The sequence below is a fragment of the Leucothrix mucor DSM 2157 genome (assembly GCF_000419525.1).
GTDB lineage: Bacteria > Pseudomonadota > Gammaproteobacteria > Thiotrichales > Thiotrichaceae > Leucothrix > Leucothrix mucor.
Genome location: NZ_ATTE01000001.1, coordinates 170008 through 184744 on the forward strand (window position 1 = coordinate 170008; position 14737 = coordinate 184744).

At 49.8% G+C, this 14737-nt stretch carries 16 protein-coding genes and 1 riboswitch; of the genes, 7 read left to right on the top strand and 9 right to left on the bottom strand.

From position 1 onward, the window contains the following. Positions 1-14 precede the first annotated feature (14 nt). Positions 15-242 (top strand): hypothetical protein, encoded by a 228-nt coding sequence (locus tag LEUMU_RS0100835; protein ID WP_022950379.1) that lies wholly within the window; start codon positions 15-17, stop codon positions 240-242. Between the two features lie 48 nt (positions 243-290). On the opposite strand, the gene LEUMU_RS0100840 is transcribed toward LEUMU_RS0100835, so the two are convergent. The 3 genes from LEUMU_RS0100840 to LEUMU_RS0100850 all read right to left on the bottom strand — a co-directional run bounded on the left by LEUMU_RS0100840 (position 291) and on the right by LEUMU_RS0100850 (position 2779). Next, positions 291-614 carry a YajD family HNH nuclease gene (locus LEUMU_RS0100840; protein ID WP_022950380.1) on the bottom strand — a complete coding sequence of 108 codons (324 nt, stop codon included), beginning with the start codon at positions 612-614 and terminating at the stop codon, positions 291-293. A gap of 213 nt (positions 615-827) precedes the next feature. Next, positions 828-1508 (bottom strand): precorrin-6A/cobalt-precorrin-6A reductase, encoded by a 681-nt coding sequence (locus tag LEUMU_RS24025; protein ID WP_022950381.1) that lies wholly within the window; start codon positions 1506-1508, stop codon positions 828-830. Continuing rightward, a complete protein-coding gene (locus LEUMU_RS0100850; protein WP_022950382.1) occupies positions 1505-2779 on the bottom strand; it encodes a cobalt-precorrin-5B (C(1))-methyltransferase in 1275 nt (424 codons plus the stop codon). The genes LEUMU_RS24025 and LEUMU_RS0100850 overlap by 4 nt, the downstream gene beginning before the upstream one ends. Before the next feature lie 308 nt (positions 2780-3087). On the opposite strand from LEUMU_RS0100850, the gene LEUMU_RS0100855 reads away from it, so the two are divergent. Beyond that, positions 3088-3636 carry an isochorismatase family protein gene (locus LEUMU_RS0100855; RefSeq protein ID WP_022950383.1) on the top strand — a complete coding sequence of 183 codons (549 nt, stop codon included), beginning with the start codon at positions 3088-3090 and terminating at the stop codon, positions 3634-3636. Beyond that, positions 3620-4588, top strand: coding sequence for a GlxA family transcriptional regulator (locus LEUMU_RS0100860; protein ID WP_022950384.1), 969 nt, complete (start codon positions 3620-3622; stop codon positions 4586-4588). Before LEUMU_RS0100855 ends, LEUMU_RS0100860 begins: the two co-directional genes overlap by 17 nt. Before the next feature lie 2 nt (positions 4589-4590). On the opposite strand, the gene LEUMU_RS0100865 is transcribed toward LEUMU_RS0100860, so the two are convergent. Beyond that, positions 4591-5553 (bottom strand): hypothetical protein, encoded by a 963-nt coding sequence (locus tag LEUMU_RS0100865; RefSeq protein WP_022950385.1) that lies wholly within the window; start codon positions 5551-5553, stop codon positions 4591-4593. A 225-nt stretch (positions 5554-5778) separates the two neighbouring features. Here LEUMU_RS0100865 and LEUMU_RS0100870 point away from each other — a divergent pair, with 225 nt between their 5' ends. Both LEUMU_RS0100870 and LEUMU_RS0100875 read left to right on the top strand, forming a co-directional pair. Further along, positions 5779-6948, top strand: a complete 1170-nt coding sequence (locus tag LEUMU_RS0100870) for a Na/Pi symporter (protein ID WP_022950386.1) — start codon at positions 5779-5781, stop codon at positions 6946-6948. Between the two features lie 21 nt (positions 6949-6969). Further along, the gene (locus LEUMU_RS0100875) at positions 6970-7212 is read left to right on the top strand and encodes a hypothetical protein (protein WP_022950387.1); all 243 of its coding nucleotides are present in this window, start codon (positions 6970-6972) and stop codon (positions 7210-7212) included. Positions 7213-7389: 177 nt separating this feature from the next. On the opposite strand, the gene LEUMU_RS0100880 is transcribed toward LEUMU_RS0100875, so the two are convergent. From LEUMU_RS0100880 to LEUMU_RS0100905, 5 genes are all read right to left on the bottom strand, one after another. After that, the gene (locus LEUMU_RS0100880; RefSeq protein WP_022950388.1) at positions 7390-8169 is read right to left on the bottom strand and encodes a hypothetical protein; all 780 of its coding nucleotides are present in this window, start codon (positions 8167-8169) and stop codon (positions 7390-7392) included. 695 nt (positions 8170-8864) lie between these two features. Next, entirely contained in the window at positions 8865-10157 is a 1293-nt protein-coding gene (locus tag LEUMU_RS0100890) for a cobyrinic acid a,c-diamide synthase CobB (RefSeq protein WP_022950390.1), read from the bottom strand. A 78-nt stretch (positions 10158-10235) separates the two neighbouring features. Beyond that, positions 10236-10841: a cob(I)yrinic acid a,c-diamide adenosyltransferase gene (gene cobO / locus LEUMU_RS0100895; RefSeq protein WP_022950391.1), complete on the bottom strand. Its 606-nt coding sequence runs from the start codon at positions 10839-10841 to the stop codon at positions 10236-10238. 55 nt (positions 10842-10896) lie between these two features. After that, entirely contained in the window at positions 10897-11061 is a 165-nt protein-coding gene (locus LEUMU_RS28710) for a hypothetical protein (RefSeq protein WP_022950392.1), read from the bottom strand. Next, the gene (locus LEUMU_RS0100905) at positions 11061-12902 is read right to left on the bottom strand and encodes an ATP-binding protein (protein WP_040504034.1); all 1842 of its coding nucleotides are present in this window, start codon (positions 12900-12902) and stop codon (positions 11061-11063) included. Before LEUMU_RS0100905 ends, LEUMU_RS28710 begins: the two co-directional genes overlap by 1 nt. Positions 12903-13017: 115 nt before the next feature. Further along, a riboswitch (cobalamin riboswitch) is annotated at positions 13018-13169 on the top strand. Positions 13170-13304: 135 nt separating this feature from the next. Here LEUMU_RS0100905 and LEUMU_RS0100910 point away from each other — a divergent pair. Both LEUMU_RS0100910 and cbiM read left to right on the top strand, forming a co-directional pair. Continuing rightward, positions 13305-14120, top strand: coding sequence for a DUF4198 domain-containing protein (locus LEUMU_RS0100910; protein ID WP_022950394.1), 816 nt, complete (start codon positions 13305-13307; stop codon positions 14118-14120). A gap of 3 nt (positions 14121-14123) precedes the next feature. After that, complete coding sequence (gene cbiM, locus LEUMU_RS0100915) at positions 14124-14732, top strand: cobalt transporter CbiM (protein ID WP_022950395.1); 609 nt, start codon at positions 14124-14126, stop codon at positions 14730-14732. Positions 14733-14737: the final 5 nt, after the last annotated feature.

The window sequence follows — 14737 nt, forward strand, 5'->3', positions numbered from 1 at the left end:
GGAGGTCATAACGAATGCAGGAAATCCTTTTGCCGGTGGTTGCTGGTATTTTTATCGGATTAGCCATTGCCCTAGTGTGTTTCAAACTCGCGACCCGCGCACAGATCAAGCACGCCACGGAACAGGGTATGCACGCGATCTACAAAGAAATCGTCACTAAGCGAAAATATGATGATTATCAATACAGCGATGAAGCTAAGCGGGTCATGGAGAAGGTACATCTCTCCCAGATTTTAGAATAGTCGCTACCGGGAGCACTCGTGTTAAGTGCTCCCTTTCAAGCAGTGATGTTACTTTTTCATCATACTTTTTAAGTCAGCAAACGGATTATGTGTCGCTGGCTTTATCTCTTTTTCCTGCATTGAGCCATACTGCACAAACTCACCATATTTTGAATGCTCATGATCGTGGCAATAAATGCAGAGTAACTCCCAGTTGCTGCCATCTTCCGGATTGTTATCGTGGTCGTGGTCTTTATGGTGAACCGTCAGCTCTTTTAGGTTGGAGTAGACAAACTCACGCGCGCAACGTCCGCATACCCAAGGGTACATTTTAAGCGCTTTATCGCGGTAGCCTGCTTCTGATTTTTTATAAATGGGTGTATCGGTGGCCATGAAAAATCCTGATTAAATACGTCTGTAAGTGTATTGCTACTGTACACGAAGCGGTGGAATTTTCCCAAGTGCATTGTCGTAAGCTTTCTTCTGACTTTAGAGGAATAGAGTGGTATGTTTCACCCCAAATTTCAGCGGCTGGCTTCTACGAGCCTCAGGCCTTGATCTAAGTGATTGACGCCTGATGCCTCAAAAAGTGGAGTGAGGACTCCGTCAGATACTCTTTGGTGTTTCCAGTAACAAAACAGGCAGCTGATTAGCCCGTGCCGCCAGCATTTTTGCGGGTAATTCGCCGCTACTGTGCTTGCTGACAATAACCTCAATTTTATGTTGTCGGAGGAGACTTTGCTCCGATTCCAGTGAGAAAGGGCCGATGTCTTTTACCCATGTCATCCAATCGGGAATGCGATGTTTGGGCTCAATGGCTGTTCGGTGTACAAAGTGCTGGCCGTGTTTGCGATGCATTTTTAGCGCCGCTAACATGGGTTCGCTGAGTTGACCTTGGGTGAGTAGTACCGATTTATAAGGTGCAAGCTGGCGCAATAACTCACTCCAATCTTTAAAGAATGTCCACTGATCATCCGCTTGTGGCTGCCAGGCTGGGCGCTCATAGCGGGTGATGGGAATGCCTGCTTGCTTGGCGACAGCTTGTGCCGTGGCACTCATGGTGGTGGCGAATGGATGCGTGGCGTCCAGAATTTCAGTGATTTGATTCTCTTGGATATAGCGCAGCAAGCCGCCACGCTTTGAAAAGCCACCGCTAATGACTTCGCAGGGGAGGTCAGGTTGACGTACTAGTCCAGCGATACTGTAAATCACGGTGACGCCTTTAGCATGGAACTCACGTGCTAAGCGCTTGCCATCGCTCGTGCCGCCGAGGAGTAAGAGTTTCATGTCTTAGCAAAATCACTGGCTAAGCCAACGGGCTCACCGGCACGATTAACCGCCCAAACTTCCATCGGAATATCACGCTTCACCGTTTTCTTAGCGACGGCTAAGGCATCCGCACAGATTTTTGAGGCCAGATCAATGCCTTGTGCCTGACATAAGTTCAGCGCTTCGATGCTGGTATTCGCTCCTTTAATTTGCTGCTGTAAAGCCTCATCGGCACCACAGGCTTTGGCACTCTCCGCCAGAAAATCAAAGTCGATTTCAGAAACACGACTATGTAAATCCAGATGTCCCATCGCTAATTTACTGAGCTTGCCAAAGCCGCCGCAAATACTGAGCTTGCCGACCGGATTATGGCGAATATATTTCAAGACTGCGCCTGCGAAATCCCCCATTTCTATCAAGGCCATTTCGGGTAGTTGGTATTGGCCTGCAATAAACGTTTCACTGCTGTTGCCGGTGCAAGCTGCGAGGTGTTCAGCAGCATTGGCGCGACACACATCGATGCCTTGGTGGATGGAGGCGATATACGCCGCACAAGAAAATGGCCGCACAATGCCGGTCGTACCTAGAATGGAAATGCCACCAACGATACCGAGGCGTCCGTTCATGGTTTTCAGAGCGATTTTCTCGCCATCTTCCACGCCGACGGTGACTTCAAAGCCGCCGTTGTAATGGTAGAGTGCAGCCAGCTCCTGTAAGTGCTCGCGAATCATTTTACGTGGAACGGGGTTGATTGCTGGCTGGCCGACGGGAATGACTATGCCGGTGCGAGTGGCTGTGCCAACGCCTTCGCCCGCTTTAAACACCACGGGGCAGGGGGCGATATCATGAGTTGCAGTTGCAGTTGCAGTTGCAGTTGCAGTTGCAGTTGCAGTTGCAGTGTTTGTGTTGGCTTGGGATAGTGGTCTTGCCGATGCTGGCCCGACATGTCTGCTGGCGACATTGCCGGTTAACAAATCCGCTTGCGCCAAGTGTGTTGCTGTCTCCAAATCCAGTAAGCGCAATTGCACATAAACCCTCGCACCATGTGTCGCATCGGGGTCATCGCCGCCATCTTTAATGGTAGATGCGGTGGCGCTGTCAGCATCGCGCTCCAACCGAGTGATCGGCATGGAAACCAGTTTGCCCTTGGGGAGGGTAATATCAACCGACTCTAGCTGCTCGTTAGCAAACAGATAGCGCGCCGCAGCTACCGTACAGGCAGTCGCGCAGCTGCCGGTGGTTAAGCCGGTGCGAAGTGGTCGAGCGTGTTCGTCGGTTTCGGGTTTCATGGGTCTATGATAAGCAATTGCAGAAAGATTGCTACAAATCCTGAATGCTGCTGCTCACTATTTTCTATTAACCCAAGCGTTAAGTAACAATCGATGAGTAATGTGGGGATAATCACGTTGCAGGTAAGTCGAGCGCTTCCAAAAGCAAAAATACCAATGAAACGCTAGAGCCTGTAATAAAGCCTGTAGAAGCTTCATTATTAACCTCATACGATGACCGAATCAGTCCCAATCTCGTCCCCTCGTGTCATGTCAGTTACACTCAGTAGTGGTTATAGTGATTACACATTCACTGAGGAACTACCGACATGAGCAAAACAGCCTTACTAGTCATCGACGTTCAGGACTCTTTCCTACAAAGAGATTACTGGACAGATACCGAATTCAAACCCTACGCGGAAAAGCAAACCCGCCTAATCAACCATGCCAGAGCGAATGATTGGCAAGTCGTTTATGTCCTACATAACGAATCAGCAGGTGTGTTTTCTCCTGAGTCCGGTTTTGTCCGTTTGATGAGTTTTCTGGAGCCTAAGGCCAATGAGCCAATCTTCAATAAACATGTTCACAATGCCTTATTGGAAAGCGGCTTGCACGAATGGCTACAAGCGCAGGGTATCAATAAATTAGTCATCAGCGGCATTCGCACCGAGCAATGCTGCGAAACAACGACCCGAGTTGGCAGCGATATGGGTTATGAGGTGGATTACGTATTAGACACCACGCTGACTTTCCCAATGAAGCACCCATTAACCGGCGAAATGGTGAGCGCAGAGGCGATTAAATCACACACGGCCTTAGTCTTGAGCGGACGCTTTGCCACCATTCGCATGGTCGATGACTATGATCAAGCCGCGTAATATTTACCTGCTGGTACTACCTCGGGTGCATCTGCTGGACTTGGCTGCACCCGCGCAGATTTTTGCGCATGAAGCATTTGCCGGTGAGGTGGCGATACATTACATCGCGCCTGAGCCGGAAGTGAATTCCCATCAAGGCTTGCACCTCAGCCAGCTCTCGCCACTGCCAGAATATATTGATGCGAATGATTGGGTGCTGATTATCGGCAGCGGATTTTTGTATAAGTATTTGGATGAGCCAGCTTCTCAAGCGGCCACGCATTGGCTAAAACAGGTGGTTACACAATGCGGCCTGATGGCAGGTATTTGTTCCGGTACTTTACTCGCGGCACAGGCTGGTTTATTGAATGGAAAACGCTGCACCACGCATCACGATTTAATTCCTCATCTCAAAACCATCGCGCCAAAAGCCAGAGTGCAGGAGGACTGTATTTTTGTTTCCGATGGCGATATCTGGACCAGTGCCGGCATTACCACGGGGATGGACTTGTGTTTGCACTTGGTCTCTGAGTGCTGGGGCCAAGAACTTGCGACCTCGATTGCTCGAGATTTGGTGTTGTATCAGCGTCGTTCCGGCCATGAAGTGCAGCTGAGCTTTTGGTTGCAGCATCGCAATCACATGCAGTCGCGGGTGCATTGTTTACAGGATTTGGTAATGGCGTCGCCAGGGCATCCGTGGACGGTGACTGAGCTTGCTGAGAGAGTGCATTTAAGCGAGCGCCAGTTGCGCCGAGTATTTCAAAGCGCAACCGGCCATAGCTTGCAGGATTACTTGCAGCTGGCGAAATTAGAACTCGCACAGCGCTTATTGGAGCAAACGAGCTTGTCGCTGGATGACATTGCCGAGCGTTGTGGCTTTAGTGCCGAAAGAAGCTTGCGACGCACTTGGGGGCGTTGGCGTCCGCAAACACCGAGTGAATACCGACACCAAAACCACCAACGACTCGCTTAAATTTATTCGATCACAGTCCGCAGCAATACCAAGTTATCCAACACCAAATTTGAAGACCAAATAAACTCGGCATCGGCGTCTTTCGCATCAAATAATTCAACAAAGTTGGTATATGACTTTTTATTATCCACGCCCACGGTGTTGTTGGTATATGTCACGGCAGCAGGCCAGCTACTGTCATCAAAGCTTGGTTGCATCCAATCTTCAGGCAGGGCCCAATGCGCGGCTGAAGTGCTGGCGGCATCTTTGATGGTTTGCTTATCGCAGGCCGAACTATCACGCACTGCGCCATCAATCACTAAGCAGCTGCGATCCACAATCGGTGCGGTATAAAAGGTTTGCGCTTTCCAGTTGGCATCGGTGATCGCAATGGTTTTGCCACTGGCATCCTGAAACTGTGCCACAAGGCCACCATCACCCGCGTGAAGCTTGGTGCCTCGATTGTTCTCCATACCCAATCCCAAGGTTTCTTCCCAGTCGATCATTTTGACTGCAATCGACAACGGGCGCTCGGCTTTAAAGCGCACTACATTTGAGTTAAATGGCGTAAACGGAACCGGATCAACTGCGATCAATTTGCCATTCACATACAGCTCAAAATAGTTATCGGCAAATAGGTAAGCCGTAAAGACTTCCTCGCCGCCCGCATCCGCGACGGGTACATCCTGTAGCTTCAAATCGGCAACGGAATCCAGTTCTTGCCCACCACATTCATTGAACAGATCGGTGGCTTTGGGTGCGGTTTGAAAGTTGTTTGCAGCCGGTACGGTCCAGACTTTGCCATCTTCTGAGGTGATTTCACCCATGGCGCTGATTCGTGAGCGAGCACCACAATCCAGTAGTCCCGCATTGGTGACTTTGGTGGCTGCACCTTTTGTAAAACTAGTCTCGTCGGCAAGGGCCGTGGCGCTTAACAATAATGTGCCGAAAATGAGTGAACATCCTTTTAACGCGTGCTGGTTCATGAGTATTGCTCCTACTGTGGGTGCCTATGATTTGACTCAGTTTATCGAATCAATATGGGGGAATTATGTAGCCTTTGTAAAGAGTCGGCATTGTTTGCCTTACGTGCCACCCAATTTCGCGAAATTAGCCTAGTTAAAGAGGCTTAGCCAAAGTAGGCCGGTGGCTGAAATAAAACTGTCATTTTAGCCCGTTACACTCCAGCCACTTATTTTTTGGAATTCATTATGACAAACGTATCGCAAACTATGGATGGCGCGGATCAGCAGCAGAGCGCTCACTGGCTAAAGTGGGTGATGGTGGCCGGGCTGGTTTATCTTTTGTTAGTGGCCGTCTCCATGATCGGCTCGGGTTTTAAAGCGGCAGCGGGCGATCAGGCAAAAACGCTCTTCGACTTTGCCTCCAACCCATTCGCTGGCTTAGTGATTGGTACGGTGGCAACCGCATTAATTCAATCCTCCAGTACCGTAACCTCGATTATCGTGGGTTTAGTGGCAGGTGGTTTGCCGGTTGCAGTCGCCGTGCCAATGATTATGGGGGCAAATATCGGCACCAGTATTACCAACACGCTGGTGAGCTTGGGCCATGTGCGCAGCAAAAAAGAATTCCGTCAGGCATTCGCTGCAGCCACGGTGCATGACTTTTTCAATTTGCTGAGTGTGGTCATCTTCCTACCTTTGGAAATTGCCTTTGGCTTGTTGGAAAAAGCCGGCGATGTGATGGCGCATTTGTTTGTCAGCGATGCCTCGGTCAGTATGAGTGGGCTGAACTTTATCAAGCCGCTCACTGCGCCAGTTGTAAATCTATCTAAAGATGTCGCTTACGGCGTACAAGCCACTTTAGGCTTGCCGGAATGGACCTCTGGTGTGCTGGTTATCTTGGGCGGTATTGCGCTGATTTTCATCTCGATTACCTACATCGGTAAGTTGATGAAACTGCTGATGGTTGGCCGCGCTAAACAAATTCTGCATAACGCAATTGGTCGCGGTCCTGTCAGTGGTATTGCTTCTGGCACCGTGGTGACAGTGCTGGTTCAATCGTCATCAACCACCACGAGTTTGATGGTGCCATTGGTGGGCTCTGGCGTATTTACCGTGCGGGATATTTATCCGTTTACCTTGGGCGCGAATATCGGAACCTGCATAACTGCGCTACTGGCTGCAACAGCGGTGAGTGGCGATAACAGTGTGTTTGCGCTGCAAATTGCCTTTGTGCATTTGGTTTACAACGTGCTGGGCGTGCTGGTGATTTACGGCTTGCCATTCCTGCGAGGGATACCGCCTTATCTTGCTGAAAAGCTGGCCGAGGTCGCGGCGGAGCGCAAGAGTATTGCTTTAGGCTATATACTCGGCGTGTTTTTCTTGGCACCGGGTATGCTGATTTTTGCAACGAATTGATAAGAATTAAGGGGTGGCAGCATGATGATTACTCAGGATAAATTGGCACAATTAGAAGCCAAGATAGTCGAAACTCGCGGGGTGTTGGATGAGTTGGAGTCAGCGGCGCGGGCTGTGCGGGAAAAGCGCCAGCACGAGATGGTTGAGCATTTGGATGAGTTGTTTCCGGAGGCGGAGCTAACGCCGGGAAAGCTGGGGCCATTTAAAGAAGAAGTCATGGCTGAATGGCGCGAGTTTATTGTTCGTTTGAAGCAGTATGTTTAGCGTGATTTAGCGAGGTAGAGAACATGGCAATGCACTCCGATGGGGTGCATTGTTATATGTAACGTTAAGATGAAATACCTGTTTCGTGTGTTTCGGGTTTCACACAAATACAGGTAAGCAATTGAGAAAATATTGTGATCGGTTGTAGTTGTTATGTTATGAGGGTTGATGCGTAAGCTATCTAAGGCTAATGTCACTAGATTTAGGGGAGGCGTAGAAAGTAAAAACAAACTCTGTTTCAACAGAACCAGCCTTTTTAAATGAAAATACGTTGGGCAAGCTTTGACCAACCGAGAGCAATAGCTCACTTTCAAACTCAAACAAGCTTTCGTCACTAGCTAGGGTGGCTGTCACTGTAATTTGACAGAGAGTTGACCGACATTGAGTGTCAATGGAGCCTACCTCTGTGTTTGGGAGTATCATATCGAATGAGTCTTTAATTTTACTCTCAGTTGACATTGCCCAATCTGTGTCAATGGGCTCGTACAACATACGATTCACAAATAGTTGTTCCTTTCTTTCAGTATTTTCTTTATTCATCAGTTGTTGTTGTTCTCTGCTGATTTTATCAGCAGAAGAGGCTTCGTTTGTGGTGGCTGATTCTTTGTAGGTGGCGAGTTTTTGGTTTTCTTGTAGCGCGATAACCTGTGCTTGAATTTCGCTTAACAACACTTCAATGGCAGATATTTTACTATCGTACTCGGCGCTTGGTTGGTGGCGGCTCGCACTCTCGGTTCGAGCCGCCAAGATGTCAGAAGTAGCTGGTGCAAAGTCTGTCGATTGAACTATGCGGTTGCGGCTTTCAATATCATTGAGTTTTAGCAGTATTAACTGGCGATCCTTTTCCACAGCACGAATATGTGATTGCTGTTGCATCGCGAGCACAACTAAACCTAGCGATAGACATGCTGGGATGATCATTGCTTTTAAGCTGGTTGAGCATTGGATAACCGACATCAAGACACTTCCTGTCGGTCATTCATAAATGTCGAAACTATGAAGAGAAGTACCAGGTGGTAACTTGCAGCTCATGGTCCAATAGTTGTAGAGGCTGTCCGATAGCAAATCAGAGTCTATAGTAACGCCTGTATAATCAGATGTGTCTGGCCCGGGGTTAGATGCAGTAATTATTTGAGTATATTCAACAGTCCCAAACTCATTGATATCACGGAAGTAACAGGCTAACTCGGGAGTATCATAGTCAGTCCGGCTTGAATAACGGTAGTTGATGTAGAGACTGAGGCCGTCGCTTGGAGTAGCTGATGCATTTCTGTGGATAGGGCACACAACCCATAGGCTATCTTTTGGGTGACGATTTGAAAGTCGAATACTGTCCCATTTCAGGTTAAAGGCTTGCTCTAGAAAAACGGCCTCGCATCCTAAGACAGAGGTGTTACTCTTATCATCGTAAGCGTGAGCATTAAAGGACATGAGTAGGAGGAGACCTAGTATTAGCTTCGATATCAATCTGTTCATTTTAGATTCCTTGATGGTGGTTTATGGGGCTTTCAACTTAATATTAGCTTGTTTTGGCTTCTTTCACGTGTTATTTTTTTAATGAGAGTGCATAAATAAATTTAATTAAATTAGGGATATACAAAAAGTGAAAGATAAATGACCTCTTTCTGAAGTGAATACCTTCGCTTTAAGGACTAGGGCGCAAACACCCGAGCCACCACCTCAGCATTCGATGGAAAAAACAAATGCAAATACGTCGCCGTCAAACCCTGTTTCCGATAAATCGCCTCACCCGGTGCAGGGTGCCTTTGCCTGCGGCCATGCCCAACCGGCTCCGGTGTACCTTCACTGCGCGACCGATGATGCGCATGTGCCCGAACCTCTCCTTCTGGCAAAATAGCCGTCTGCATCCCCTGACAACCACTGCGTCCACGCATTGCGCCATGGCCTTCTAAAATGCCGAGCATGGGGTAAACCGTGCCACCTAAATCGGTGAGTGTTTCCATGGCGTACAAAAAGCCACCGCACTCCGCAAGGATTGGCTTATCCGCTTCAAAAAACTCTCGAATAGCCAAGGCCATCGAAGCATTTTCAGCAAGCTTAGCCGCGTGTAATTCGGGATAGCCACCGGGGAACCACAGCGCATCAACCTCGGGCAAACCAGTATCGTAAAGCGGCGAAAAGTAAAAACACTCCGCGCCCATATCTTCCAGCAATTTAACATTGGCGGCGTAGATAAAGGAGAAAGCCTCATCCTTGGCAATACCAATTCTACGACCTTGTAATAGCTTCTCTGGAATGGCTATTTCAGCTGACTCAAAAGCAATAGGCTCTGGCAATGTGGTTAAGCCAGCCTCTTCAATCCACTGCGCGGCTCGCTCAATGCACAGCTCTAATTCATCACGAATTTCAGCGGCTTGTACTAATCCTAAATGGCGCTCTGGCAGCGTGACTTCTGGATTACGAGGCAGTGCCGCAATCAGCGGTAGGCTCTCTGGCAGCGCATCACGAATGAGTTGTGAATGGCGCTCGGAGCCGCAGTTATTGGCGATCAATCCTGCAACCATGTAGTCATCCCTAAAATTAGCCAAGCCAGAGGCTAAAGCGGCCGCCGTTTGCGCCATGCCTTTTACATCCATCACAATCGCAATGGGAATACCAAAGGTGGCCGCTAAATCTGCGCTGGAAGGCTGGCCATCAAACATACCCATGGCCCCTTCGATTAAGATTAAATCCGCTACTTCAGCGGCTTGATACAGCTTGTGTTTGCAGTCTGCTTCGCCTGCCATCCATAAATCCAATGGCTCTACGGGCTGGCCGGAAGCTTGCTCTAAAATTTGCGGGTCGAGGTAGTCCGGGCCGGTTTTAAACACGCGCACCGTTTTGCCCTGATTGCGAAAATAGCGCGAGAGGCCAGCGGTAATCGTGGTTTTGCCTTGGCCGGAAGCCGGAGCAGTTAGAAATAGAGCAGGGCAATAAGCTGTCATTTTAGAATTTCCGTGGTGTTGCTGTATTTGATAGTTTGCTATTGAGCCTGACTGGGACGTCTGGGTCTTGAAGCAATCTCAGTATTCAATCCCTGCCTGTGCTTTTACGCCTAAACGAAAGGCGTGGCGCTCGTCTTTTACATCGCTAATGGTGTCGGCGATTTCAATGAGTTCATCCGGCATGGTGCGGCCGGTGATAATTACATTTTGCATTTCAGGGCGTGCCAGCAGCGCTTCAACCACAGGCTCGACCGCTAAGTTTTTATACTTTAAGGGATAGCTCATTTCATCAAAGACGATCAGGCCATATTCTGGATTATTGAGCATTTCCACGGCAATCGCCCAGGCTTTTTCAGCGGCTTGGGTGTCTTCATTGTGGTCTTGTGTTTCCCAAGTGAAACCATGCCCCATCACATGCCAGTCGATCATTGGGTGGTCTTTAAAAAACAGGTATTCGCCGGTCACATCGCGGCCTTTAATGAACTGAATCACGCCGCATTTTTTGCCATGCCCCACGCTGCGCGCCATGGTGCCAAGTGCTGAGCTGCTTTTGCCTTTGCCGTTGCCTTTTAGCAAAATCAACACGCCACGCTCTTCGGTGGCTTTGGCGATGCGCTCATCCACAATGGCTTTTTTGCGCTTCATGCGGGCTTGATAACGTTCGTTTTGTTCAGGGCTTAACATGCTGTATTCCTAAAGGTTCGGTAGTGGAGGCAGGCGTTTTAACCAAGCGTAAGGCTTAGGTCAGATCGCGAAAAATTGCCCATAAGCTGTAAATAATGCTCCACACAATCAGTAAGATAATCAATATTCCCACCAGATAAGCCACCTTCTGGATGATTTTAGCGAGCGGGGATTTTGCTTGTTCTGGCTGTTCAGTCTGTTTAGATTCTTCAGGTGCCATCAGGCGACTCCGGCGATATTTAAGGGTAGATAATCTGCGCCCAAGCTACGGGCCATTTCACGGCCACGGCCACGTTTTACGGCGGCTTGCTCGGTATCAATCAGCGTGCAATGTCCGGCCAAGTGAATCCCGTCAATGGATTGGGTGGTGCGGCCATCGGTGAGCAGATAGGTTTGTATATTCAAGTCTGGCGCTTGGCGCAATAAACCTTGCAGATAGTGCTGGGCATTGAGTAGCACTTCGCGAATTGGCGTACCACCACCGGCTGGGGTTTGATTAAGTAGCGGGCTTAATTGTTTGGGCGCACGTACCTGCGGCAATAAAAACTGCACTTGCTGATTTCCAAAGCCTAAAATCGCCAGCCGCTCACGCACTAAATAGGCTTGTTGAGCGATGTGTAATACCACCGATTTAGCTTTAGCAAAGGCTTGATTCGCCAGCGTTGAGCCGGAGGTATCCAGCAAAATAAAGTGTAATACGGCTTTACCGCCGCGTGCTTTTTGATAGCGCCACTGCCAATCAGAATGGTGGGCGCTGCTGGCGATGGAAGCAAACCAGTTGATGCGTTTCGAGGCCGCTTGAGTGTGATGTGAGCCACCGGTGGCTTGTCCGCGTTGCTTGCCAGCGGCGATATTGCCTCGCTTACTCGCTAAGGCTTGCAGTGCGGGTGGCAATTCAATGGCTAATGGCACGTTGGATTGCTGCTGTTGCGGTTCTAAACTGCCCCAGTCGCCCGCTTGTGGATTGTCCTGTGAGTCATCATTGGGGCTCGTTTCGCTGCCGTTATTATCCGGTGGGTTATCATCAGCGTTTCCTGAGTCGCCATTGTTTGAAGGCGCATCGGTATTGGATGGCGGCTGTTTAGAATCCGACTCAGGCGGCTTGGTGCTCGGTGGTGTTTCCGGCGGCTTACTTGGAGCGCTTGGCGATGGCTTACGCTCTGGTGGGCGCGAATAGGGTGGTGGTGTAGGCGGTGCAGGGGTGTTTGCTTCACGCCGGCGATGCTGTAATACTAATGGCTCCACCGCATCTAAATCGGCAACTGTAATCACATCCCGACCTTGCCAAGCCGCATGGGCCAATGCCGCGCGATACCACACAATATCCGCTCGCATCCCATCCACATTCGCCCGATGGCTACGCTCGGCAATTGCGTGGCGTATGGCGTCGGGGCAATCAATTTGTTTAAGGCGCTGGGTAGCATGCTTGATTTGATCAATCAGTTGCTGCTGAGCTTCGGCATACTGCGCACAAAATTCAGCAGGGTTCTGATCAAAGGCCTCACGCAGTTTTACAATTTCAATGCGCTCGTCAATGCGGTATTGATTGCTCAATTCAACTGATAAACCAAAGCGATCTTGTAGCTGCGGGCGCAATTCACCTTCATCAGGGTTCATGGTGCCGATCAGTAAAAAGTCAGCAGGGTGGCGGTGGCTAATGCCATCACGTTCGATAATATTCACTTTGCTGGCGGACACGTCGAGTAGCAAATCCACCAGCGCATCCGGCAGTAAATTCACCTCATCCACGTACAGCACGCCATGGTGTGCTTTGGCCAATAAGCCGGGGTTAAAGTTGACCTGCTTATCGCTGAGCGCTTGTTGCAAATTGAGTGTGCCGATCAGCATTTCTTCGCTGGCACCCAGTGGCAGGGTGGTGAAACTACCGGGTGTTGGCAGGAGGGCAGCCAAGCCGCGCGCCAAGGTCGTTTTTGCAGAACCACGCGGGCCACTAATCAATACGCCACCAATCGACGGATTAATGGCCGTGAGGGTGAGCGCAAGTTTGAGCAGTGCCTGACCGGTCACGGCGACAAAGGGAAAGGCAGGGGTATCCGACATCAGCAGGCTTCGCATGGTTAAAGCTGCATAATGTAGGCAATGTGCGGGGGAATTGCAAAACTATCTCTTTCGCATTTAACGATGATTCGATTGACACTCGGGAAGCCCGTCTACCATAATCGGGGCGATCTGATGGTGCTGACAGGCGCATTGCGTTGTGTCAGATAAATGGGAAGTTGGTGCGTTTTTAACAATGCCGACACTGCCCCCGCAACGGTAGACGAGCGTGCTCGTGAGTCCGGAACCAGCCTTAGATGACCGAACAGGTGTTGCGGAGGGCCACACCGTTGCGAGTTACCGCTTTTTTAGTACCCCGCAGTATTCCCCTCTTCACTCACCTTCTTGATGAATGTGTCCGGCGCCAACGTGTGCGCCTGAAGGACCTACAAGGAGATTATTAACGTGAACATTCGACCGCAGTTATTTGCCAGTTGCTTAGCCCTAAGTGTGTTAGCCAGCTCAAGTGCTTCAGCCCATTTCCAGTTATTGCAAATTGATGACTACATGCAAGAAAAGGGCGGGACTGTCACCGTGAATATGCCATTTACCCACCCCTCGCACGGTGGCCCCATGATGGATATGCAACCACCAGAGTCACTCACCGTGACGCATCGCGGCAGAACCACTGACCTCACTTCCTCACTGACTTCACTAAAATGGCATGGCCCCGAAAGCGATGCGATTGCTTATCAGGCACCAGCAAAGCTTAGAAGCATGGGCGATTACACGTTTAATTTCGTACCTGCGCCCTACCTGGAAACCAGTGAAGATTCCTATATTCAGCAGTTCACCAAAACGGTGGTGAATGTGGGCGGCTTGCCAACAGGCTGGAGTGATGTGAGTAATGCACCTGCTGAGATCATTCCCGATCAAACACCGTATGCCGTGTATGCCGGTGGTTTGTTCAGTGGTGTGGTGATGGCCAATGGCGAGCCACAAGCGGGAATTGATGTGGAAGTGGAACTAATCAATCACGAGGTGAATGCGGATAATACCGGCTTTGTTGACAAGCCTTTGGTGGAATACCCGCGCGAGAATTTGAATATCATCACGCTGCGTACTGATGATAATGGTCGCTTCTTCTTCGGTGTGCCGGTTGCTGGTTACTGGGGCTTTGCGGCGCTGGGTGTTGGTAAGCAAAAGACTTACAAGGGCAAAGCCTTGTCGCAGGATGCCGTGCTGTGGATTCAGGCGCACGAACTAAAGAAGGTTAAGTGATTTATGCATATTGTTGATGGCGCATTATCCGACTCGGTCGTCATTGGCGGGGCTGTATTGGCCGTTGCGGGCATTGCTTATGGCTTGCGGCGTATGGATTTGGACCGCATTCCGCAAACCGGTATTTTGAGTGCCACCTTTTTTATTGCCTCGCTAATTCATGTGCCGGTCGGGCCAAGCAGTCTGCATTTGATTTTAAATGGGCTAATTGGTTTGGCGCTCGGCTGGACGGCATTCCCCGCCTTGTTTATTGCCTTGCTATTGCAGGCGATTTTCTTTGGTTATGGCGGCCTGATTGTATTAGGTGTGAATACCCTGAATATCGCTTTGCCTGCAGTCATGGTGTGGCTGCTATTTCGGCATAAGCTCCAGACTTGCCCGCCTAAGCAAGCGGCGATCTGGGGTGGTGCAGCGGGTGCTACCGCCATTGCCCTAACCGCGGTGATGGTGGCGATCTCGCTGGCCTTAAGTGGTGATGCCTTTATGCCGGCGGCGAAATTGGTGTTCTTTAGTCACATTCCGGTATTGGTGGTTGAGGCGTTGATCACTGCGGCAACCGTGTTGTTGTTAAAGCGGGTGAAGCCTGACTTTTTTGATCAGGCGCAGGGGTAGTTAAC

Bases quoted from the DNA above. Each gene is read 5' to 3' on its own strand.
- LEUMU_RS0100835 (WP_022950379.1), top strand. From the start codon at position 15: ATGCAGGAAATCCTTTTGCCGGTGGTTGCTGGTATTTTTATCGGATTA.
- LEUMU_RS0100840 (WP_022950380.1), bottom strand. From the start codon at position 614: ATGGCCACCGATACACCCATTTATAAAAAATCAGAAGCAGGCTACCGC.
- LEUMU_RS24025 (WP_022950381.1), bottom strand. From the start codon at position 1,508: ATGAAACTCTTACTCCTCGGCGGCACGAGCGATGGCAAGCGCTTAGCA.
- LEUMU_RS0100850 (WP_022950382.1), bottom strand. From the start codon at position 2,779: ATGAAACCCGAAACCGACGAACACGCTCGACCACTTCGCACCGGCTTA.
- LEUMU_RS0100855 (WP_022950383.1), top strand. From the start codon at position 3,088: ATGAGCAAAACAGCCTTACTAGTCATCGACGTTCAGGACTCTTTCCTA.
- LEUMU_RS0100860 (WP_022950384.1), top strand. From the start codon at position 3,620: ATGATCAAGCCGCGTAATATTTACCTGCTGGTACTACCTCGGGTGCAT.
- LEUMU_RS0100865 (WP_022950385.1), bottom strand. From the start codon at position 5,553: ATGAACCAGCACGCGTTAAAAGGATGTTCACTCATTTTCGGCACATTA.
- LEUMU_RS0100870 (WP_022950386.1), top strand. From the start codon at position 5,779: ATGACAAACGTATCGCAAACTATGGATGGCGCGGATCAGCAGCAGAGC.
- LEUMU_RS0100875 (WP_022950387.1), top strand. From the start codon at position 6,970: ATGATGATTACTCAGGATAAATTGGCACAATTAGAAGCCAAGATAGTC.
- LEUMU_RS0100880 (WP_022950388.1), bottom strand. From the start codon at position 8,169: ATGTCGGTTATCCAATGCTCAACCAGCTTAAAAGCAATGATCATCCCA.
- LEUMU_RS0100890 (WP_022950390.1), bottom strand. From the start codon at position 10,157: ATGACAGCTTATTGCCCTGCTCTATTTCTAACTGCTCCGGCTTCCGGC.
- cobO (WP_022950391.1), bottom strand. From the start codon at position 10,841: ATGTTAAGCCCTGAACAAAACGAACGTTATCAAGCCCGCATGAAGCGC.
- LEUMU_RS28710 (WP_022950392.1), bottom strand. From the start codon at position 11,061: ATGGCACCTGAAGAATCTAAACAGACTGAACAGCCAGAACAAGCAAAA.
- LEUMU_RS0100905 (WP_040504034.1), bottom strand. From the start codon at position 12,902: ATGTCGGATACCCCTGCCTTTCCCTTTGTCGCCGTGACCGGTCAGGCA.
- cbiM (WP_022950395.1), top strand. From the start codon at position 14,124: ATGCATATTGTTGATGGCGCATTATCCGACTCGGTCGTCATTGGCGGG.